General features: G+C 67.8%; 16 protein-coding genes. 6 read left to right on the top strand and 10 right to left on the bottom strand.

Features of this window, described 5'->3' with window-relative positions; translation table 11 throughout:
- Nucleotides 1–450: 450 nt before the first annotated feature.
- A complete protein-coding gene (locus FX134_RS01730) occupies nt 451–1,839 on the bottom strand; it encodes a DUF362 domain-containing protein (protein ID WP_080797250.1) in 1,389 nt (462 codons plus the stop codon).
- A gap of 142 nt (nt 1,840–1,981) precedes the next feature.
- Between FX134_RS01730 and FX134_RS01725 the strand changes: the two genes are divergently transcribed.
- Both FX134_RS01725 and FX134_RS01720 read left to right on the top strand, forming a co-directional pair.
- The gene (locus tag FX134_RS01725; protein ID WP_080797249.1) at nt 1,982–2,419 is read left to right on the top strand and encodes a cupin domain-containing protein; all 438 of its coding nucleotides are present in this window, start codon (nt 1,982–1,984) and stop codon (nt 2,417–2,419) included.
- Between the two features lie 25 nt (nt 2,420–2,444).
- A complete protein-coding gene (locus tag FX134_RS01720; protein WP_232050810.1) occupies nt 2,445–2,741 on the top strand; it encodes a hypothetical protein in 297 nt (98 codons plus the stop codon).
- Between the two features lie 376 nt (nt 2,742–3,117).
- Here the strand turns inward: FX134_RS01720 and FX134_RS01715 are convergent, their stop codons facing one another.
- Nucleotides 3,118–4,095: an aromatic ring-hydroxylating oxygenase subunit alpha gene (locus FX134_RS01715; protein WP_080797248.1), complete on the bottom strand. Its 978-nt coding sequence runs from the start codon at nt 4,093–4,095 to the stop codon at nt 3,118–3,120.
- A 325-nt stretch (nt 4,096–4,420) separates the two neighbouring features.
- Here FX134_RS01715 and FX134_RS01710 point away from each other — a divergent pair, with 325 nt between their 5' ends.
- Nucleotides 4,421–5,662: a DEAD/DEAH box helicase gene (locus FX134_RS01710; protein ID WP_080797247.1), complete on the top strand. Its 1,242-nt coding sequence runs from the start codon at nt 4,421–4,423 to the stop codon at nt 5,660–5,662.
- Nucleotides 5,663–5,669: 7 nt separating this feature from the next.
- On the opposite strand, the gene pdxR is transcribed toward FX134_RS01710, so the two are convergent.
- Nucleotides 5,670–7,106 (bottom strand): MocR-like pyridoxine biosynthesis transcription factor PdxR, encoded by a 1,437-nt coding sequence (gene pdxR / locus FX134_RS01705; RefSeq protein ID WP_172623333.1) that lies wholly within the window; start codon nt 7,104–7,106, stop codon nt 5,670–5,672.
- 123 nt (nt 7,107–7,229) lie between these two features.
- Here pdxR and pdxS point away from each other — a divergent pair, with 123 nt between their 5' ends.
- Both pdxS and pdxT read left to right on the top strand, forming a co-directional pair.
- Nucleotides 7,230–8,126 carry a pyridoxal 5'-phosphate synthase lyase subunit PdxS gene (gene pdxS, locus FX134_RS01700; RefSeq protein ID WP_080797245.1) on the top strand — a complete coding sequence of 299 codons (897 nt, stop codon included), beginning with the start codon at nt 7,230–7,232 and terminating at the stop codon, nt 8,124–8,126.
- A 10-nt stretch (nt 8,127–8,136) separates the two neighbouring features.
- Nucleotides 8,137–8,730: a pyridoxal 5'-phosphate synthase glutaminase subunit PdxT gene (pdxT, locus tag FX134_RS01695; protein WP_080797244.1), complete on the top strand. Its 594-nt coding sequence runs from the start codon at nt 8,137–8,139 to the stop codon at nt 8,728–8,730.
- On the opposite strand, the gene FX134_RS01690 is transcribed toward pdxT, so the two are convergent.
- The 5 genes from FX134_RS01690 to FX134_RS01670 all read right to left on the bottom strand — a co-directional run bounded on the left by FX134_RS01690 (nt 8,727) and on the right by FX134_RS01670 (nt 16,597).
- Nucleotides 8,727–10,550, bottom strand: coding sequence for a fibronectin type III domain-containing protein (locus FX134_RS01690; RefSeq protein ID WP_080797243.1), 1,824 nt, complete (start codon nt 10,548–10,550; stop codon nt 8,727–8,729). The genes pdxT and FX134_RS01690 overlap by 4 nt on opposite strands.
- A 331-nt stretch (nt 10,551–10,881) precedes the next feature.
- A complete protein-coding gene (locus FX134_RS01685; protein WP_080797242.1) occupies nt 10,882–11,592 on the bottom strand; it encodes a response regulator transcription factor in 711 nt (236 codons plus the stop codon).
- On the bottom strand, nt 11,585–13,567 hold the full coding sequence (locus FX134_RS01680) for a sensor histidine kinase (RefSeq protein WP_080797241.1): 1,983 nt from the start codon (nt 13,565–13,567) through the stop codon (nt 11,585–11,587). The genes FX134_RS01685 and FX134_RS01680 overlap by 8 nt, the downstream gene beginning before the upstream one ends.
- Before the next feature lie 227 nt (nt 13,568–13,794).
- Complete coding sequence (locus tag FX134_RS01675) at nt 13,795–16,143, bottom strand: HAD-IC family P-type ATPase (protein WP_080797240.1); 2,349 nt, start codon at nt 16,141–16,143, stop codon at nt 13,795–13,797.
- Nucleotides 16,144–16,219: 76 nt separating this feature from the next.
- Nucleotides 16,220–16,597, bottom strand: a complete 378-nt coding sequence (locus FX134_RS01670; RefSeq protein ID WP_080803640.1) for a peptide chain release factor family protein — start codon at nt 16,595–16,597, stop codon at nt 16,220–16,222.
- Nucleotides 16,598–16,748: 151 nt separating this feature from the next.
- On the opposite strand from FX134_RS01670, the gene FX134_RS01665 reads away from it, so the two are divergent.
- Nucleotides 16,749–17,843: a hypothetical protein gene (locus FX134_RS01665; protein ID WP_080797239.1), complete on the top strand. Its 1,095-nt coding sequence runs from the start codon at nt 16,749–16,751 to the stop codon at nt 17,841–17,843.
- Nucleotides 17,844–17,979: 136 nt separating this feature from the next.
- Here FX134_RS01665 and FX134_RS01660 read toward each other — a convergent pair whose 3' ends face one another.
- Both FX134_RS01660 and FX134_RS01655 read right to left on the bottom strand, forming a co-directional pair.
- The gene (locus FX134_RS01660) at nt 17,980–19,653 is read right to left on the bottom strand and encodes an AMP-binding protein (RefSeq protein WP_080797238.1); all 1,674 of its coding nucleotides are present in this window, start codon (nt 19,651–19,653) and stop codon (nt 17,980–17,982) included.
- Nucleotides 19,654–19,810: 157 nt separating this feature from the next.
- Nucleotides 19,811–20,362, bottom strand: coding sequence for a helix-turn-helix domain-containing protein (locus FX134_RS01655; RefSeq protein WP_080797237.1), 552 nt, complete (start codon nt 20,360–20,362; stop codon nt 19,811–19,813).
- Between the last annotated feature and the right edge of the window lie 141 nt (nt 20,363–20,503).

The following is a 20,503-nucleotide window of genomic DNA, read 5'->3' as shown; positions in this document are numbered from 1 at the left end:
GATGTCGCGCGCGAACATCGCCGAGCGCGCCTTCGATACCGCTGCCGCTGCTCGTGGAGAACAGCGCAACCGTCTTACCCGTCATGGCGTGCTACTGCAAGAACGCGCGCACTACGTAAGGCAGCTAGCCCCACCAGATGGGATGGCCCAAATACACCGTTTCGTAAGCGCCCCGATCCGGCACCGCAGCCGCGAGCGGGGGCAGACGGCATACCTCGACAAAAACGGTTTTCCCAGTCACCGTTTTGGCCGCTCTGAAGCTCCGAGAGCGATCTTTGAGAGATAGGGGAACAAGTCACCTGGGGAAACGCACGCGGCTTGTCCTCCGACGAAGCGCGCCGGGCCCTCCAACCCTCCTCAGGAGCTTCAGAGCGGCCAAAACGGTGCACCTGAGGGCCGCTTTTCGCGAAGAAGGCCCCGACTGCTCGCATCATGAGGCGGCGTACCCGTTCAGCGCAGGATGCGGACGAGCTCGATGCCCTCGGACTCGCCGCGGTCGCGGCTGTAGAGGCGCTCCGTCGCGTTGTTCCAGTGCTCGTGCACGCCGAGGCTCGCCGCCGGGTTGCCCGCGCCGTCGAAGTAGGCCGTGCCCGAGGGCGCGGCATCGGCGAGCGCAGCCTCGTGCAGGTAGTTCTCCACGCCGAGGTTGCCCGCGAGCGCGGCGTTCCTGCTGGTGACGGCCGGCTGGTTGATGAGGAGGTCGGCGCCCACCGAGTCGAGCGCCACGGGATCCTGCGAGAACAGCACACTCGCGCAGAACCCGCCGTCGAAGGGAGAGCCTTCCCAGCGTGCCGCCTCGGGGGTCACGCTCGCACCCTCGGAGGAGGCCGGCACCAGGCCGTCGAGCATCCAGAGCACCGTCTTGCCGCCCAGGTTCGCGTTCGCCAGCAGGTCCACAAGCACCGTGTACATGCCCATGACCTGGCCCGAGGCATAGCGGTGGATGCCCGCCGCCTCGGGCGGGCGCGTGCGGCTCGAGTTCACGAGCGAGCCGAAATGGTTCTTCGCGCTCAGGGTGAGGCCGTAGCTGTGGCCCTTGAGGCTGGCGAGGTTCACCAAGTAGTCGGCCTCCGACACGCAGCGCGGCACGACGTTCGCGTCGCCCGCCACGTTGGCCGACCACGCGATGGGCGCGTCCTCGTCGCCGGCCGCGTCGTTTTGGCCGCCTGCGTCGTTGTAGCGGAAGCGCACGCCGGCGAGCGCGCCCTCCGAGCACAGTTCCATCATGTGCCGCGGAAAGATGCGGCATACGTCGTACACTGTGATGTCATCGGGAGCCGCGCCCGCGTCCTCCACGAGCGAGAGCAGAAGCGCACGCAAAAGCACGGGCGTCGTGTAGCTCATGGCGCTGTCCTCGTCGGATCCGTTGGTGCCCGCGCCGTTCATGTTGGCCTTGACGGCTATCTTCTGGCCGGGCAGGTAGCCGCCCTCGCGGCCCCTGCGCGCGTTGTGCGCCTCGAAAAGCGCCCGCCACCCGGCCGCGACGTCGTCCGCGCCCGCCGTCGCCGCGATGCCGTCGGGCACCATGCGGCGCACCACGTCCTCATCGAAGTGCTCGCGCTGCCACCAGTAGCCCGACCCGTCCCAGTTCACGGCCGCCCCGTCGCGCACCCACGCGACGCGCCCCGGCATCGCGCCGATGCCGCGCCCGAGGGGTTCATGCGGCGGGAACATGGAGTCGTAGGACAGCGCCTCGGCCGCAGGTTCGGGCGCAGCCGGCCCGACGGCTGCGGGCTCCTCGGCCGCGCACCCGCCGAGCGCCCCGCCCGCGAGCGCCGTCGCGCCGAGCGCGGCCGCGCCCATCACGAACGTGCGCCTGTCCAAGCATCGCTTTTCCATCAAGCCGCCTTTCGTCGCATCGCTTTCCGAAACAAGATACCGTCTGGAGTCCGCTCCAAGTCAAGAGCCTCTTGACTTGGAGTTCGCTTCAAGGCGCACAATGAGGGCCGAACCGATCAAACCACGAGAAGGGAATCGCGAGATGGCAACCATGGACAAAGAGGAATTTGAGCGGGAGAACATGTTCGGCACGGGCGCGCCCAACGACGGGTTCGCGCGGTACTTCGCCGGGCAGTCGTACCTGAACCCCCTGGTGGACGCGCAGGCCGCTGGCATCTCCGTGGTGAACGTCACGTTCGAGCCGGGATGCCGCAACAACTGGCACGTCCACCGCGCCGCATCGGGCGGCGGGCAGATCCTGCTGTGCACCGCCGGCGAGGGCTGGTACCAGCAGAAAGGCGAACCGGCGCGGAGCCTCACGCCGGGCACCACGGTTATGATCCCCGCGAACGTGAAGCACTGGCACGGCGCGAAGGCCGGAAGCTGGTTCGGCCATATCGCCATCGAGGTTCCCGGCGAGGGCCGTTCCAACGAATGGCTCGAGCCCGTGACCGACGAGGAGTACGCCGCCTTGGCGTAATGTCCCAAATGGGGACTGTCCCCATTTGGGACATGTATTAGCTCCGGCCGCGCTGGCGCCACTTGCGGCCGCGCTGCCGCTGGGAGCCGTCGGACTCGTCGACATCGCGGCGGTATGCCTGCTCATGTACGTGATGAACTCCACCGTGCAGATGCTGTTCCAGAACATCGCGCGCACCGACTACCCGAGAGCGCTCACGTTCTCGGCGTCGCTGCACCCCATGTCCTTCAACGCCGGCGTCGCGCTCGGGTCGTCCGTCCCGCAGCGCCCGGCAAGCCCGCCCGCGCCGCAGCCCAGAGATGAGAACAATAAAAGAGAATAACAGAATAAAGAAAAGAAATAAAAAAAGAGCGAAAGAAGTGGAAATTTGTTTTTTTTCAACCAAAAGACGGCAGACGAGATGGGATTCCGTCTCGTGGACTCGGAGATGTTTATAAGAGACGGGCGGGAAATTTGCGTCTGTGCGAGCTGTTTCTTATGGCTAACTTCCAAATTCGCCTCGCCTTCGTCCATAAGGCCTGGTCGCAAGAACCGCCGCACTCGCATGAGCGTGTTAGTCTAATCTAACAGCTCGCACAGACGCAAATTTTGAACAGAGCACAAACAAAATAGACCTGCTTTCGCGCGTTCATGAAGGGCGACGTCTCGAAGCTGGGCAGGGAGACCGCCGCCACCTCCTACCGCAAGCTCGCGGAGGGCTAACGCCCCTTCCCTGCGCGTTTGAGTTCGTCGCGGCGGGAGCGGAATTCGATGACGGGCTTGTCGCCGCGCAGGAGGTTCTCGCCCATCTGGAGCTCGGTCTTCTTCGGGCGCTGGGTGAGCACCACGCGGCGGTCCTGGTGCAGGATCACGCCGTTGGCCACGTTGCCGTCGGCGCACACGAGGCCTCGCAGCACCGGCACGCGAACCATGCGCTGGTAGAGGCGCAGGTAGATCTTCGTGTGCTCCTCGTCGATGGGCGCGAATGCCGCCATGATGCGCAGGTCATCCGAGATGCGGTTCTGCCAAAGGTTCGGCACGCGGTACTGCAGGCTGGTGAGCTCCTGCCAATCCTCGATCTCGTCGGCTTTCTGCGGCGTCTGGCCGTGGTCGGGCTCGTTCTTCACGTAGAACGTGAGCGTCTCGTCGTCCCACCTGGTCACCGGGCCGTTCACCAGGGTCTTGTGACCGCGTCCGATGGTGTTGGAGTGCACGAACGGCAGGTGGATCACGTCGAGCTGGTTCTCGATGGCGCGCGAGTAGTGCACGTCCCACACCTCCGAGCGCTCGGCGTAGGGGAAGCCGTGGCGGAGCTCCTCGAACATCGGCAGGTCGTCGGGCGCGTCCTCGGGCTTGCCGTTGAACACCCAGATGAAGCCGAAGGCGTCCACCGCGAGCCACGGGCGCACGCGGAAGTTCTCGGGCACCTCGGCTTCCAGGCCGTTCGCGGGGATGGCCACGACGCGCCCGTCGGCGGCGTAGCGCAGGCCGTGGAAGGGGCAGTGCACGTGGCCGCCCTCCACGCGTCCCGCCGCCAAATCCGCGCCGCGGTGGCAGCACGTGCCGTCCAGGCAGGCGACGTTTCCGTCCTCGTCGCGCCAGAACACCAGGCGCTTCCCGAAGCGCACGGCGCCCACGGGGCGGCCGCGCCTCACCTCGGAGGACGACAGGACGGCGTACCACTGGTTCGGGATCATGAGGGGCCTCGTTTCCGGAAAGCGCGCGGGCTGTCGCGCGCGTAGCGTTCGTTCGCTTCCCATTGTCGCGCTCCTGCGACATGCGAGGCAACCAACGACCCTTCAACCCCTACGCATCGCGAAGGCAACGCGCTCGCTCCCCGCCTCCCGCTCCCCGCGCCACTCCCCTTTGCGGCTTGTTCGCGCAGTTTTCCCGTGAACGCGCCTGATGCGCTATCATAGTCGCAGGTGATCGGCGCGCACCTTCCCCGCGCCGCGCACGACGCGAGTCGGCCCGCAAAGCCGTCGCGCCGCGCGAGACCCGCGCACAGCTTGGAGATACGCTTTGAGTTCGACATTCGAAGACCTCGGCCTGTCCGAGACCGCCCTCGCCGCCGTCGCGCGGATAGGCTACGACACCCCCACCCCCGTCCAGGAGCAGGCCATCCCCATCGCCCTTGAGGGCCGCGACGTGGTGGCCGCCGCCGTCACCGGCACCGGCAAGACGGCCGCCTTCGCGCTGCCCGTCATCGAGCGCATCGGCCACGCGAAGAAGCCCGGCTCGCCGCGCGCGCTCGTCGTGAGCCCCACGCGCGAGCTGGCCCTGCAAATCGACGCCGCCTGCACGCAGCTGGCGAAGGGTTCGGACCTGCGCGTGGTCACCGTGGTGGGCGGCGTGCCCTACAAGGGGCAGCTCTCGAAGCTCTCGCGCGGCGTGGACATCCTCGTGGCCACGCCGGGGCGCCTCCAAGACCTCATGGAGCGCGGCGACGTGAAGCTGCGCGACGTGGAGATGCTCGTGCTCGACGAGGCCGACCGCATGCTCGACATGGGCTTCTGGCCCGCCATGAAGAAGATCGTGGCCGCCACGCCCGCCTCGCGCCAGACGCTGCTGTTCTCCGCGACGCTCGACCGCAAGGTCATGCAGAGCGTCTCGGCCATCCTGCGCGACCCCGCGTTCGTCGAGGTGGCGCACAAGGGCGAAACGTCCGACACCATCGAGCAGTTCATCGTGCCCGTGGGCTCCATGAAGAAGCCCGAGCTTCTGCGCCTGCTGCTCGCCGAGCGCGGCAGCAAGCGCGTCATCGTGTTCACCGACACCAAGACGCGCGCCGAGATCTGCGTGGGCCAGCTCAAGCGCGCGGGCTTCAGCGCGGAGTCCATCCATTCCGACAAGACGCAGGTCCAGCGCAAGCGGGCGCTCGCCGCGTTCAGCAAGGGAGACGTGGACGTGCTCGTGGCCACCGACGTGCTCGCGCGCGGCATCGACGTGCCGGACATCGCCTACGTGGTGAACTACGAGCTGCCCGAGAACCCCGACGACTACGTGCACCGCATCGGCCGCACCGGGCGCGCCGGGGAGGCCGGCTGCTCCATCTCGTTCGTGAGCCCCGAGGCGAAGGCGCAGCTGCTCGACATCGAGAAGCTGCTGGGCTCGAAGATCCCGACGCTCGCCGTGGAGGGCTACGACGCCACCGAGGCCGAGCGCGCGCTCGCCAACCAGTTCGTGCCCAAGACCACCGTGGGCAGCGCCGCGTTCTCCCGCTCCCTGCGCCGCAACCCCACCGGCTTCGGCCGCCGCAGGTAGACCGGCCTCAGCCCGCCGCCGCGACGGCGCGGGCGAGGGCTTCCACCACGTGCGGGACGGCGGCACGGTCGAGGGCGGCGTAGCTCACCACGAAGGCGGGCGCGTCTTGTTCGGCGGCGGCTTCGACCGGGCGCTGACGGAACGCCGAGAGCGGCGCGAGCGCCACCCCTTCGCGTTGCGCCGCGGCGGCGAGGTCGGCCTCGGACGCCGAGGAATCGACGCGCAGCAGGAAGTGCAGGCCCGCCTCCGCCCCCTCGACCGACAGCCGCCCGGCCGCGGGGCACGCCGCCAGCGCGGCCAACAGCTCGTCGCGCACGCCGCGGTAGTGGCTGCGCATGCGGTTGACGTGGCGCTCGAAGTCGCCGTTCTCGATGAACCGCGCGAGCGCCAGCTGCTCGGGCGTGGACACCGTGCAGGAATAGAAGCCCAACTCGCGCTGGAACCGCTCGGCCAGGGGCGCGGGCAGCACCGCGTAGCCGATGCGGAAGGCGGGCCCGAGGCTGCGCGCGAACGTGTTGAGGTAGACGACGCGCCCACCCGCGTCGATGCTCTTCATGGCGGGGATGGGACGTCCCGCCAGGCGGAACTCGCAGTCGTAGTCGTCCTCGACCACGTAGCGGTCGGGCGCGTCGTTCGCCCAGCCCAGAAGCTCGTAGCGGCGGCTCACGGACGTGACGATGCCCGTGGGGTATTGATGCGACGGCATGAGGTGCGCCACCTGCGCCCCGCTTTCGGCGAGCGCCGCCACGTCGATGCCGCCCGCGTCGAGCGGCACGTGGTCGAGCTCCACGTCGTTCGCCCGATAGACGCTCGTGAGGCGCGGGTAGCCCGGATCCTCCACCGCGTAGCGCAGACCGCGACCGAGCAGCTGCACCAGCAGGTTGTAGAGCGTCTGCGCGCCCGAGCCCACCAGGATGCACGCGGGGTCGACCTCCAGGCCCCGGAAGGCGCGCAGATGGCCGGCCAGCGCCTCGCGCAGCCGAAGCGCTCCCATGGCCGGCGACGCGCCCAAGAGCGCGCGCTCCGGCTCGCGCGAGAGCACCTCGCGCATCGTGCGCGCCCACACGGCGTACGGGAACAGCTCCGCAGCCGCCGACCCGCCGGACAGGTCGGCCAGAAGCTCCGGCTCGGATGCCCCGAATGGCATAAAAGGGGACAGTCCCCTTTTATGCCATTTTTCCGGTGCGGGGTCGGGCGGAGGGGCAATGGGATTCGCAAAGTAGCCCCGGCGCGGCTCCGAGCGCACGTAGCCCTCAGCCATGAGCTGCTGGTAGGCGCCCTCCACCGTGATGAGGCTCACGCCCAGGTGCTTCGCGAACGCGCGCTTCGAGGGCAGCTTCGCATGCGCCGGGATCGCGCCCGACTCGATGTCGCGCCTGATGCAGCGGTAGAGGTGCCCGTAGAGGCTCTCCCCCTCCCGGTCGTCGAACGAGTACGTGAGCATGACGACTTCCTCAGCTGGCCTACTTCTGGCCTTATCGATTGCTTTCGTTTTGGACATACTATCATACCCACTTTCACTCTATCCTCGTTCGACATAAAACCGCGAAGAAGAAGGAGCCTACTCATGGCAGAAACCGCACCCGAACCGCAGGCCGACCGCCGCATGCTGAACCGCTCGCTCGCCCAGATGCTCAAGGGCGGCGTGATCATGGACGTGACCACCCCCGAGCAGGCGCGCGTCGCCGAGGACGCCGGCGCGTGCGCGGTCATGGCGCTCGAGCGCATCCCCGCCGACATCCGCGCGGCCGGCGGCGTGTCGCGCATGAGCGACCCGGCCATGATCCGCGGCATACAGGAGGCCGTGTCCATCCCCGTCATGGCGAAGTGCCGCATCGGCCATTTCGTGGAGGCGCAGCTGCTCCAGGCCCTAGGCATCGACTACGTGGACGAGAGCGAGGTGCTCTCCCCCGCCGACGACGTGTTCCACATCGACAAGAACGCCTTCGCCGTGCCGTTCGTGTGCGGCGCGCGCGACCTGGGCGAGGCGCTGCGCCGCATCGCGGAGGGCGCGAGCATGATCCGCACGAAGGGCGAGCCGGGCACGGGCGACGTCGTGCAGGCCGTACGCCATATGCGCCTGATCATGGGCCAGATCCGCGCGGTGGCGGCGATGGCCGAAGACGAGCTCTACGAGGAGGCGAAGCGCCTGCAGGTGCCGCTCGAGCTTCTGCGCGAGGTGCACGACGAGGGCAGGCTCCCCGTGGTGAACTTCGCCGCAGGCGGCGTGGCCACCCCGGCCGACGCGGCGCTCATGATGCAGCTGGGCGCGGAGGGCGTGTTCGTGGGCAGCGGTATCTTCAAGTCGGGCGATCCGGCTAAGCGCGCCCGCGCCATCGTGCAGGCCGTGACCAACTTCGAGGACGCCGAGCTCATCGCGCACCTGTCGGAGAACCTGGGCGAGGCCATGGTGGGCATCAACGAGCACGAGATCGACGTGCTCATGGCCGAGCGCGGGAAGTAAGGGCGCCGCGATGGGAACAGTCGTCGCTGTGCTGGCCGTGCAGGGCGCCTTCGTCGAGCACGAGCGCAAGCTGGATCGGCTGGGGGCGACCTGCTTCGAGCTGCGGCAGCGCGCCGACCTGGAGCGCCCTTTCGACGCGCTTGTGCTGCCCGGCGGCGAGAGCACCGTGCAGGGCCGGCTGCTCCGCGAGCTGGGGATGCTCGAGCCCCTGCGCGAGCGCATCGAGGCCGGCCTGCCCGTGCTCGCCACCTGCGCGGGCATGATCCTCCTGGCCGAGCGCATCGAGCCGCGCGAGGAGCCCCACCTGGCCACCATGCCCATCACGGTGCGCCGCAACGCCTACGGCCGCCAGCTCGAGAGCTTCCGCACGCACGCCGAGCTCGCGGGCGTCGGGCAGGTGCCGTGCACGTTCATCCGCGCGCCCTACGTGGAGGCGGCGGGCCCGGGCGTCGAAGTGCTGGCCTGCGTGGACGGCAACACCGTGGCCGCGCGCCACGGCAACCAATGGGCCCTCGCCTTCCATCCCGAGCTGGACGCCTCCGATGCCGTCCACGCCGCCTTCCTCGCCTCGATCAGGCATGCGCCGCCGACTTCAGCGACCTAGCGCAGGCGGAGCCTCCTCGCCGCGAGCACGGCGCCGCCGGCGATGACCGCGATGCCGAGCGGTATGAGCGGCAGCACGCCGTCGCCCGTGCGCAGAAGGGGCTTGGGCTGCGAGGGATCCGACGGCTGCGGCTTCGCCGGCGCGACCTTCGCGTCCACGGTCACGGAGACGCTCGTCTCGAGGGGAACGTCGCCCGGATTGGACACGCCGGCGGGCAGGGTCACGGTACCGGACACGGCGAACGTCTGCTTGGACGGGGATGCCGGATCGTAGGCGGGCTTCGTCGCCGTCCTGTCCCACGCGACGTCGGCGAGCCTGTCCCCCTTCTCGGTCTTGAGCGTCACCTGGCTCGGCAGCGGGATGTCGGCAAGCGGCGTGCCATTCGCGATGCCCGCCACCGCGCGCGGCGTCACGACTGCGACCAGCTTGACCGGCGGCGCGGCCGTGACGCTGGCCGCCTCGCCCGCGCCCACGCTGTTGATCGCGCGGACCTTGAAGGTATAGCCGGTGCCGTTCTCGAGGCCCGTCACCTCGTAGCTTGCGGTGGAGCGGTCGGAGCCGGGCACGTCCTGCCAGGAGTCGGCGCCGCCCTCGGCCGTAACGGAGTACTGGTACTTCTGAATGCCCATGACGCCCGCCGGCGCGGTCCAGGAGAGGCCGATCTTCCCGTCTCCGGGAACCGCGGAGAGGCTTTGCGGCGCGGTGGGGGCCGGGTAGGACTCGAACGTCCAGTTAGGCAGCTGGTTGCCGCCGTCCACAGCCTTGAACATACCCGTTCGGTAGCCTTGGGCGCCTTCAGGGTAGTACACCGTGCCGTCATCGGGTGCAAGGTAGAACGCATTGACTATCGTGGGAGCGGTCTTTTGCCCGAAGACGAGCTGCTTGAGGCTCGTGCATCCCCTAAAGACATCGTTGCCAACGGAAAAAGAATTGCCGACATCGCAGCTCGAGAAATCCACGCTCTCGAGAGTCGTGTTGTCCGAGAAGGCAGAGGATTTGATGCCCGCCACCTCGAACACGGTTCCGGGACTGCCGACGTAACCCGAAACCCGCGCAGGGATGACGATGCTCTCGAGCGACGCCCCGTCAGCTCCCCCGATCACCCGAACCGTGTTCTCGCCGGGCGCACCCGCTCCGCCGGGAGCGCCTTCCGTGACCACCTCGTACTTGAGGTTGCCCACATCGAACGCGATGTGGGTGACTTTGATGGAGATTCGACGGATCAAGGGGCCTTTGCCGTCATCGACGGAGTACATGGCGTAGGCGTTGCCGGGCTTCAATCCTGTGAGCGTGTAGGAGCCCTCGCCGTTCGACTGAAAACCGAGCACGGATCGATCCGAAATCCACCAGTTCCCACCCGCGGGCGAGGGCGTGATCGTCATGGTATCACCCAGCGCGATATCACCCGTGAAGCCGAAGCCCTCCACGTCGATCGTGCTCGACACGGAGCTCGCCTCGATCGTATGGTCCGCTTGTATGTTGCTCAGCGTGTACGTGCCGCAGTCAAGGCTTTTAGTGACATTCACGCCGTCCACCAGCACCTTATCGATGCGAAACTGCGGCCCGTCTGGGTTATGAGGGTAGAACATGAACGTCAGATCGGATCCCGCTTGCGCCTCATAGTACCTCGTGGGCGCCCCGAGGGGCAAGCCGGCAGGATCGACGACGGCACCGTTGTCCGCCTTGATCGTGATGGTGTGGGTGTCGGCGGCGAACGCCGGAATCGTCGCGACCAGGCTCGCGGCCGCGCAGAGGATCCCCGCGAACGCCAGCGCGAGCATCCGCCGACCTACCCTCGTGCCTGTCGTGCATCCCGTCATGAGTGAACCCTTTCCTCGTTTTCACCTATCGAGGCATCAAACCATAGGAAAGGGAATCGACGGGAAAGGTTACGGCAATTTCACGATTCACAGGATACCACCCGAGCGAGCGGAGCTGGTTATCATCCTGAGCGAGCGGAGCCTGGTTGTCATCCTGAGCGAAGACGCGTAGCGCCGTAGTCGAAGGATCCCGCGCGGCGATAGCCGGGAGACTTCCGGCTGGCACCGCACGGGATCCTTCGACTCCGGCGGCTTCGCCGCCTCCGCTCAGGATGACAAAGGGCACGTCGCCGACGCGCTCCGCTCAGGATGACAATCCGCGATGCTCCGATCAGGATGACGGGGTTTCCTCCTCGAAGCGGTAGCCTTTGCCGTAGACGGCCTCGACGGTGCAGCCGCCGCCGGCTTCCTCCAGCTTGCGGCGCAGCGACGACAGGTGGCGGCGCAGCGTGGCGGCGCCGCTCACCAGGGGCTGGTTCCACACGGTGGCGTAGAGGTGCTCGGGCGAGAGCGTGCAGCCGGGCTTGCGCGCCAGCACCAGCAAAAGCGCGAACTCCTTGGACGTGAGCAGAAGGTCGCGCCCTCCCAGGTAGGCGCGGTGCGCCACGAGGTCGCACACGAGCGGGCCGCGCACGAGCGTCCGGCTCTGCGCCACGCGGTTCATGCGCGCGAGCGAGAGCTGGGCGTCCACGCGCGCCACCAGCTCATCCACGTCATAGGGCTTCGTGATGTAGTCGCTGCCGCCCGCGCGCAGGCCCTCCAGCACCTCGCTCCGCTCGTCGAGCGCCGTCAGGAACAACACCGGCGCGGGCGTGAGGGGCCGCGCCTTTTCGCAGAAGTCGATGCCGCTGCCGTCGGGCATGAGGATGTCGAGCACGATGACGTCAGGCGGCTGCTCGCCCAAGAACCGCCACGCCTCCTCGAGCGTGGCCGCGCATTGCACCGCGTAGCCCGCATGCTCGAGCACGCGGCGGTTCGTCCGCAGCACGCTCTCGTCATCCTCCACCAAAAGCACCGTTCCCGCCCGTCGGCCCTCACCCATGCGCGTCCTCCTTCGCCGCCGGCAGCGTGAACCACACCTGCGTGCCCGCTCCCGGCTCGCTCTCGATACCCATCTTGCCGCCGTGGCGCTCCACGATGCCCTTGCAGATGGGAAGCCCCAGGCCGCTTCCCGCCTCGTCGCCGCGCGCGTAGCGCTCGAACGCGGCCGACAGCGTCGCGGCGTCCATGCCCTCGCCGTCGTCGGACACGCTCACGCGTACGCCGCCGTCCTCCGCACGCTCGGCGCGTACCTTCACCGTACCGTGCGCGGTGTGGCGGTTCGCGTTCGCCAGCAGGTTCACGAGCACCTGGACCAGCTGGTCGGCGTCGCCCCCCACCTCGGGCAGGCCGCCCTCCACCTCCACCTCCAGGCCGTTGCGCCGCCGCGCCAGCAGCGAGCGGTACAGCTGCGCCGTGTCGCGCACGAGGTCTTCCACACTCACGGTCGCGCGGCCCCGCGCGCCCTCCTGCATGCGGCTCACGTCCACCATGCTCGACACCAGCTGCGAGAGGCGGCGCGCCTCGGCCGACACGGCGCGCAGGTCGTCCACCGTCTCGCCGTCGGTGCGCCCTTCCTCGAGCGCGTCGGCCACGAACTGCGCGTTGGCCGCTATCACCGTGAGCGGCGTGCGCATCTCGTGCGACAGGTCGGCGTAGAATCCGTTCTTCAGCTCGTTCACCTGGGCGAGCGCCGCCCGCTCGCTCTCGGCGCGCTCCTCGCGCAGCCGCGCCTCGGCCACCTCGCGCATGGTGCCGTGGAAGTTCGCGGCCATCTGGAAGAGCGCGAACACCAGCATGGCGGGCTCCGCGAGGGCGCGCTTCACCCCGAACAAGTAGATGCCCAGGTAGTAAAGGGCGTCGTGGACGGCGGCGTACATGAACACGGCGAGCGCCGCCAGCGCCACGGCCTGCCCCGCCGTGAGCGTCCGCGCGCGCACCTGCGCCGGGATCGTGCGGGCGAACCGCACGACCAGGTAGACGATGATGGCCGTGAACACCGCGTAGTACGCGGTGAGCGCATGGCTCATCCACAGCGTGTCGGCCACCAGGAACGCGAGCGCGAACGCCGCCGACGCGCCCAGCGCCGCGCGGCGCGCCCAGGTGCGCATGACGCCGGGGAACTGGTCGGCCACCAGCAGCACCACGAGGATGCATCCGAGCGGCAGCGTGAGGTACTCCACCCTGAACGCCGCCTCCCACGGCAGCATAGGGAACACCTCGTAGAGCATCTTCGCCCCGGTGATGCCGGTGCGCACGGCCCACACCAGGCTCAGCAGCGCGAAGATGAGGTTGCTCTTGTAGGAGCGGAAGAACGCCCACAGCGCCAGGTTCACCAGGAAGAGCGCCAGGAACAGGCCGAGCGTGACCAGCTCGATATCGCCCTTCGCGTCGATGAACGCGTGCACCACAGGCGGCAGGCCGACCAGGATGCCGTCATGGCCGCCGCTCTCCCGATGGACGAAGTTGGCCGCCTGCTGCACGACCTCGATGCGCCCGCCGTGCGCGTACGCCTCGAGCGAGAACGTTTGGTAGCCGGGCTCGAAGGCGTCGGCCGTCTCGGCGGGGACGCCCGCCGCGAAGCGCTCCTCGCCGTCGATGAACAGGCGGTGCGCGAAGTCGATGCTGGAATCGCAGAGCGCGTATGTGCGCTCCTCGGGCATCACAAGGCGGATGCGGCTCGTGAGCGCCTGGTACGCGTAGCCCGGGTCGCCCGTGAGCGCCTCCCCCTCGCGCGCGGCGAACTCGTCAGGCGTGAGGATGGCGCCCTCCACGTACTCCACATCGCCCACGATCTTCACCACGGTGTTCGAGAAGTCGACGTCCGAAAGGTCCCAGGTGCCGGTCGTCGACTCGACCTCCTCCAGGTGCACGATCTGGAAGCGGTAGTCGTTGCGCAGGAACACGAGCGCGAAGCATACGAGCAGCATGACCGCGAGCACCGCCGCAAGCGTCGCCTTCTCGCGCCTCGATCCCATGCGCCCCGCCTCCCTCCGGCCTCCGTCGCCCGGCCGCGCACCGCAGTTCGCGACCCATAGCGCCCCATTCTAGCAGAGGTTGCCATCCTGAGCGGAGCGACGTTGGGCACGAGGTGCAAGGATCCCGCGCGAGGGCGGCCGCAAGGCTTTGCGGCCTGAAGGCCCACACGGGATCCTTCGACTTCGGCGCTGCGCGCCTCCGCTCAGGATGACATTGGGGAAACAGGCTACACCATCTTCGCCAGGCGCTTGGCGTGCCAGGCGTCCATCTTGGCGTACAGCACGCGAAACAGGCCCGTGGCCAGCGCGGCCAGCACCAGGAACAGCGCGGTCATGCCCGGCGTGAAGGGCTCGATGCCGAACAGGTTGTGCAGCAGCGTGGCTCCCAGCACCGTGCCGCCCACTACCACGACCAGCAGGGCCCAGCGGATGGGCGTGAACGGGATGGACAGCCGCACGATCAGAAGCACGCCGATCCACGCCGTGAGCAGCACGCACAGCGTGGACACGTGCGCGTAGTCCAGGTGCAGGAAGCCGTAGCCCACCAGGTTCACCGCGAGGATGGTGAGCACGGCGCACACCGCGCCGGGAATCGAGCGCACGATGACGTTCTCCAGGAAGCGCCCCCTGATGCGGTCCCTATTGGGCTCGAGCGCCAGCACGAACGAGGGCAGCCCGATGGTGAACGCGCTGATGAGCGTCATCTGGATAGGCTGGAAGGGGTACTGCCACGGCAGCAGTACGAACAGCACCGCCAGCGACATGGACAAGAGCGTCTTCACCAGGAACAGCGACGCCGAGCGCTGCAGGTTGTTGATGGAGCGCCGGCCCTCGGCCACCACCTTGGGCATGGCGGCGAAGTCGTTGTCCACGAGCACCAGCTGCGCCACGTTGCGAGCCGCGTCGGAGCCGGCCGCCATGGCCACGCTGCAATCGGACGCCTTGAGGGCCAGCGTGTCGTTCACGCCGTCGCCGGTCATGGCCACCACATGTCCCGCGCGCTGCAGGGCCAGCACGAACGCCTTCTTCTGCTCGGGCTTCACGCGGCCGAACACGCTGTAGCGCGCGATGGCCTCGTCCACCGACGCGTCGTCGTCGGCCAGCGTGGAGGCGTCCACGAACTCCTCGGCGTGCGGCACGCCCACCTTGGCGGCGATGCCGGACACCGTGCGCGGGTCGTCGCCGGAGATGACCTTCAGGTCGACGCCCTGCTCCTTGAAGTAGCCGATGGTCTGCGCGGCGGTGGCGCGGATCTGGTCGTGGATGGCCACGAACCCCAGCGGCTCGGGCGCGCCGACGATGCCGCCGTCCTCGTCGAAGCCCTCCACGCGCGCGAGCAGCAGCACGCGCGCGTCGGCCGCCAGCGCGTTCTGCTGCTCCTCTACCTGCGAGAACGCCTCGCCCATCACGAACCGGCCCGCGCCCATCACGTAGGCGCGCCCGCCCTCGAACACCGCGCCCGACCACTTCTTGTCCGACGAGAACGGCACCATGCGCACGGGCGCGAGCGTCCGCGCGGCCGAACCCGCGAAATGCGCGAGGATGGCCTGGGCGGTGTCGTTCGGATCCTCGTCGGCCCGCGCGATGGACGCGAAGGCGGCCTCGACCTCGCCCGCATCCGCGCCGGGCACCGCCTCTACGGCGGCCACCTCCATGGCGCCGGTGGTGATGGTGCCCGTCTTGTCCAGGCAGAGCGTATCCACGCGCGCGAGCGTCTCGATGCAGTAGAGCTGCTGCACGAGCACCTTCGACTTCGCGAGGCGCACCACGGCCACGGCCAGCACCGTGGACGTGAGGAGGATCAGCCCCTCGGGGATCATGCCCACGAGCGCCGCCACAGTGGAGAGGATGGCCTGGTTGAGCGCCACGCCCTCGCCGCTGAAGAACATGCGCGCGAACAGCAGCGCCCCGAGCGGGAAGATGATGCAGCTCACGAACTTGATGATGCCGTTCAGGCTGTTCATGATCTCCGAGTTCACGGCCTTGCGGCGCTTGGCCTCGGCGGATATCTTGGCGGCGTAGTTCTCGGCGCCCACGTGCTCCACGCGAGCGAGCACCGTGCCCGCGTTCACGAACGAGCCGCTCATCAGCTCGTCGCCCGCCGCCTTCTTCACCAGCTTGCTCTCGCCGGTGAGCAGGCTCTCGTTCGCATCGCACGCGCCGGACACCACCACGGAGTCCGCCGGCACCTGGTCGCCGCGGCCGAGCTCGATCACGTCGTCGCGCACGAGCGCGTCAAGCGGCAGCTCTACGCGTTGGCCGTCGCGCACGACCGTGGCCTTCGAGCCGGCCACGATGGAGAGCCGGTCGGTGGTGCGCTTCGAGCGGATCTCCTGCACGATGCCGATGCACACGTTGCATACGATGACCACCATGAACAGCATGTTCTTGAACGAGCCGGTGACCAGCACGAACAGCGCCAGGATGACGTTGATCAGGTTGAACAGCGTGCAGATGTTCTCCAGCACGATCTGCTTGACCGAGCGCGTCTTCACGCTCGCGTCCACGTTCACCGCGCCAGCGGCCACGCGCTCGGCCACCTCCGCTGCGGTCAGCCCGCGCACCTCGTCTTCCACCGCTCCTCCTTAAGGATCGCCTCGCCGCATGCGCACCATTGTATCGGAAGAGGCGCTTCGCCGCTCGGCGGCGCCCTCACTCCCCGTCCACGGGGCGGCGCTGCGCTTTCACCTGCGCCCGGCGGCGCTTGTCGGCCAGGCGCGCCTCCTTCGCGCGACGCGAGGGCTTCGTAGGCCGGCGGGCCTTGGGAGGGCGGGCCTTCGCCTCGAACAGGCGGCGGAGCTTCTGCAAGCACAGCTGCCGGTTGCGGAACTGGCTGCGCGACTCGCGCGACGTGACCGCGATGCCGCTCGGCCCGTGCACCATGCGCACGGCGGAGTCGGTGGTGTTCACGCACTGCCCGCCCGGCCCGCTCGCGCGGAACGCCTGCATGTCGCAGTCGCGCTCGATCTCCTCGAGCGTCATCTGCGCCCACCGTGCGAAGTCCCGGTATGTCGGCTGCTCCGAATCCATGCGCAGCATCATAGCAAATGTCCCAAAAGGGGACAGTCCCCTTTTGGGACATTTGCTCGTTTCCCCCGTCAGACCCACAAGCACGTGCGGCGCTCTACCCCGCCGTGGGAGGCATGGTAGAATGCACTCGATGCAGCGACTCGAGGAAAGGATGGAAGACGTGGCCGGCAACGCGCACCGCTACCTCAAATGGGCCGACGACGTGATCGGCGTTGTGTGCGACGACCTGTCCGTCTCCTTCACGCAGCCCGACTACAATCCGACCGTCTCCCTCTACACGCGCGGCTCGCACGAGTGGACGGCCCGCGAGTTCCGCGAGTTCCTCTCCGACCGCATCATGAGCCCTCAGCGCCGCGACATCGAAAAGCTCCTGTTCCGCTGCGGGCTCTCGGAGTACGACGCGTTCAGGATCGCCGACGCGACCCACGCGGTCAACCCGAAGGACGAGCTGTGGATGGCCGCCCGCGCCGACGACAAGCTCGCGGACGCCACCACCGACGTGTTCGAATCCGTGTTCCTCCATCGCATCGACGCCGAGGGCGGAAGCGTGAACACGCCCGAAGGCGTGAACGTCAAGCGCTATGCCGCCTTCCAGGGGAAATACGGCATCGTGAAGCAGCGTATCAGCCCGCTTTCCACCGACGTGGAGTCGGAGATCGCCGTCTACCTGCTGGCGCGCGAGATGGGCATCCCCTGCTGCCCTGCCCGCCGCTTCGACGCCGATTCCGTGTTCTCCGAGTTCGTGTACGACTTCACCAAAGAGTACCTCGTGCACCTGCGCCGCCTGTTCAACGGGCCGCGCGGCGAGAACGAGCTCGACAACCTGCTCGAAGCGCGGCCCGGCTTCGCCGACGACTTCCACCGCATGATCCTGCTCGACTTCGTGACGCGCCAGGATGACCGGCACCTGTCGAACATGGCGCTCAAGATGAGCGACATGGGCGAGTCGTTCTACCCCCTGTACGACAACGGCCGCAGCCTCTTCTACGAGGACACCGAGGAGATGGCGTGCGCCGCCGTCGCTGATCCGGCAGCGCATGCGACGACGTTCGGCCCAGTCGGAACCTATTGGGATCACCTGCGCGACATCGCCGCACGCGGCGTGGACCTCCGCTCGCTCGCGAACCTCGACGTGCCCGAGCAGACCGTGGACGCGCTGCTGAAGGAAGCCGGCTTCTCCGGATACCGCCTGCCGGCCGCGCGCGAGTGGATCACGAGAACGCTTGCCATGGCCCGGGAGCTATAAGGACGCTTGCACCGAACCAGCCGATTCGCGCGACAGCGCGAAAACTAGCGCACAGGTTGGCGTAGTAAAACAGCGAGAAGCCCCCTGGCTTCGCAGCGTCGAGCAGTTCCGGCGGTCGGCAGACCGCCGGAACAGATTAGTCTTCTATGCCGTCGTTGTTGCGGATGAGCTTGCGCTTGATCTTGCCGCCGATGGTCTTAGGCAGCTCGTCCACGAACTCGACGATGCGCGGGTACTTATACGGCGCGGTCGTCTTCTTCACGTGGTTCTGCAGCTCTTTGACCAGCTCGTCGGAGGGCTCGTAGCCGCGCGCCAGCACGACGGTGGCCTTCACCACCTTACCGCGGATGGGGTCGGGCGCAGCCGTCACGGCGCACTCCACCACGGCCGGATGCTCGATGAGCGCGCTCTCCACCTCGAAGGGACCGATGCGGTAGCCCGAGCACTTGATCACGTCGTCGTTGCGCCCCACGAAGAAGCAGTAGCCGTCCGAGTCGCGCCAGGCCATGTCGTGCAGGTTGTAGTACTCCCCGCCCACGGCCTCGCGCGTGCGCTCCGGCTCGCGGTAGTAGCCCACGAACAGGCCCGGCGGGTACGCCTCCTTCAGGCCCGTGACGCAGATGGCGCCCTCCTCGCCGTCGGGCACCTCGTTGCCGTCGTCGTCCAAAAGCTTGACGTTGAGCAGCGGCGACGGCTTGCCCATCGAGCCCGGGCGCGGCTCGATCCACGGGAACGTGGCCAGGAGCACCGGGCCCTCGGTCTGCCCGAAGCCTTCGCGGATGTTCTTGCCGGTCAGGCGCTTCCACGCGATGGTGACCTCGGCGTTCAGCGGCTCGCCGGCCGTCGCGAAGTTCTTCACGCTCGACAGGTCGTAGGCCGCCACGTCCTCCTGCAGCATGAAGCGGTACATGGTGGGCGGCGCGCAGAAGGTGGTCAGCTTGTAGTCCTGGATCTTCTGCAAGAGCTTCGTCGGCACGAACTTGTCCATGTCGTAGGCGAAGATGACGGCGCCCGCGATCCACTGGCCGTAGATCTTGCCCCAGCCGAACTTCGCCCAGCCCGAGTCGGTCACGCTCATGTGCAGCGCGTCCTCCTCCACCTGCTGCCAGTACTTCGCGGTGATGATGTGCCCGAGCGGATGCGCGAAGTTGTGGCACACCGCCTTCGCGAGGCCCGTGGTGCCGGACGTGAAGTAGATGAGCATGATGTCCTTGCTCGTGACGCCCGCCGGGCCGCACGGGCGCTCGAACCGGTCGGACTCGCCCGCGATCAGCTCGTCGAACGGCGTCCAGCCCTCGCGCGCGCCGGCCACGATGATGCGCTCGCGGATGGAGGGCGACTCCGGCAGCGCCTCCTCCATCTGGCCGCACACGTAGTCGTCGTCCACGCACACGACCATCTTCACCTTGGCGCTCTCGGCGCGGTAGACGATGTCCTTCTTCGTGAGCTGCAGCGACGCGGGGATGATGGTGGCCCCCAGCTTGCACAGCGCCACCGCGCACACCCAGTACTCCCAGCGACGGCGCAGGATCATCATCACCACGTCGCCCTTGCCGATGCCGAGCTTGCTGAACGCGTTGGCCGCCTGGTTCGACAGGCGCGACAGGTCGGTGAACGTGAACGTGCGCTCATGGTCGTGGTCGTCGCACCACACGAGCGCGCGCTTCTCGGGCTCCACGCGCGCCCACTCGTCCACGACGTCGAACCCGAAGTTGAACGCCTCGGGCACGTCGATGCGGAAATTCTCGAAGAAGTCCTCGTAGGAGTCGAACTCGATGCGCGGACAGTATTTTTTCAGGATATGGTTCACGGGTCGTGCTTTCTCTCGGTTCCTTTTGTCATCCTGAGCGGAGGCGGCGCAGCCGCTGGAGTCGAAGGATCCCGCATGGCGCCGGCAGGGGCTCTTCCTGCTCACGCCGCTCGGGATCCTTCGACTACGCCCTGCGGGCTTCGCTCAGGATGACAACCTACTCGGCGATGATCGTGACGAACTTGGCGGGCACGTCGCCGCCGCAGCGCTGGCCGTGCGGATGCTCCGGGTTGAAGTAGATGCTGTCGCCGGCGTTGAGCTCGAACTCCTTGTCCTCCCAGGTCACGATAACCGTGCCTTCGATGACCAGGTTGAACTCCTGGCCGGTGTGGGTCACGAGCTTCGCGGGCTCGTCGGAGGGGTCGAGCACCACCAGCAGCGGCTGCATGATCTTGCCGGTGTAGCGCCAAGCCAGATCCTCGAAGTGGTAGCCCGGATAGCGGTCGACCTCGCGGCCCTCGCCGTTTCTCACCACCTGGTAGGTTTGCAGCTTGGCGGCCGTGCCGGTGAGGATCTCCGTGAACTCCACGCCGAAGTGGTGCGCCATGTGGTAGATGGCCGAGATGGGCACGTCCGCGCCCGTGGCCTCCCACTCCAGGTACTTCTCCACCGGCACCTCGAGCTCGCGCGCCATGTCCTCCACCGTGACGTCGCACGCCTCGCGCAGGCCCTTGATGCGCAGGCCGATCTCGGCGAATTCGGTAACCATCGCTTTCCTTTCCAACATACTGTCATCCTGAGCGGAGGCCGCTAGGCCGGAGTCGAAGGATCCCGTGTGGCGATAGCTGAACGCGTCACTGCTGGCGCCGCTCGGGATCCTTCGACTCGCTTCGCTCGCTCAGGATGACAA

It is taken from the genome of Arabiibacter massiliensis, from assembly GCF_902386925.1.
Classification (GTDB): Bacteria; Actinomycetota; Coriobacteriia; order Coriobacteriales; family Eggerthellaceae; genus Arabiibacter; species Arabiibacter massiliensis.
The sequence above is the reverse complement of the archived record's forward strand: the minus strand, read 5'-3'. Positions and strand labels throughout refer to the sequence as shown.

Coding starts and splice junctions, on each gene's coding strand:
- FX134_RS01665 (WP_080797239.1), top strand. CDS start 16,749: ATGGAAGACGTGGCCGGCAACGCGCACCGCTACCTCAAATGGGCCGAC.
- FX134_RS01715 (WP_080797248.1), bottom strand. CDS start 4,095: ATGATCCCGAACCAGTGGTACGCCGTCCTGTCGTCCTCCGAGGTGAGG.
- pdxR (WP_172623333.1), bottom strand. CDS start 7,106: ATGCTCACGTACTCGTTCGACGACCGGGAGGGGGAGAGCCTCTACGGG.
- FX134_RS01655 (WP_080797237.1), bottom strand. CDS start 20,362: ATGGTTACCGAATTCGCCGAGATCGGCCTGCGCATCAAGGGCCTGCGC.
- FX134_RS01725 (WP_080797249.1), top strand. CDS start 1,982: ATGGCAACCATGGACAAAGAGGAATTTGAGCGGGAGAACATGTTCGGC.
- FX134_RS01690 (WP_080797243.1), bottom strand. CDS start 10,550: ATGACGGGATGCACGACAGGCACGAGGGTAGGTCGGCGGATGCTCGCG.
- FX134_RS01730 (WP_080797250.1), bottom strand. CDS start 1,839: ATGGAAAAGCGATGCTTGGACAGGCGCACGTTCGTGATGGGCGCGGCC.
- FX134_RS01670 (WP_080803640.1), bottom strand. CDS start 16,597: ATGGATTCGGAGCAGCCGACATACCGGGACTTCGCACGGTGGGCGCAG.
- pdxS (WP_080797245.1), top strand. CDS start 7,230: ATGGCAGAAACCGCACCCGAACCGCAGGCCGACCGCCGCATGCTGAAC.
- pdxT (WP_080797244.1), top strand. CDS start 8,137: ATGGGAACAGTCGTCGCTGTGCTGGCCGTGCAGGGCGCCTTCGTCGAG.
- FX134_RS01685 (WP_080797242.1), bottom strand. CDS start 11,592: ATGGGTGAGGGCCGACGGGCGGGAACGGTGCTTTTGGTGGAGGATGAC.
- FX134_RS01680 (WP_080797241.1), bottom strand. CDS start 13,567: ATGGGATCGAGGCGCGAGAAGGCGACGCTTGCGGCGGTGCTCGCGGTC.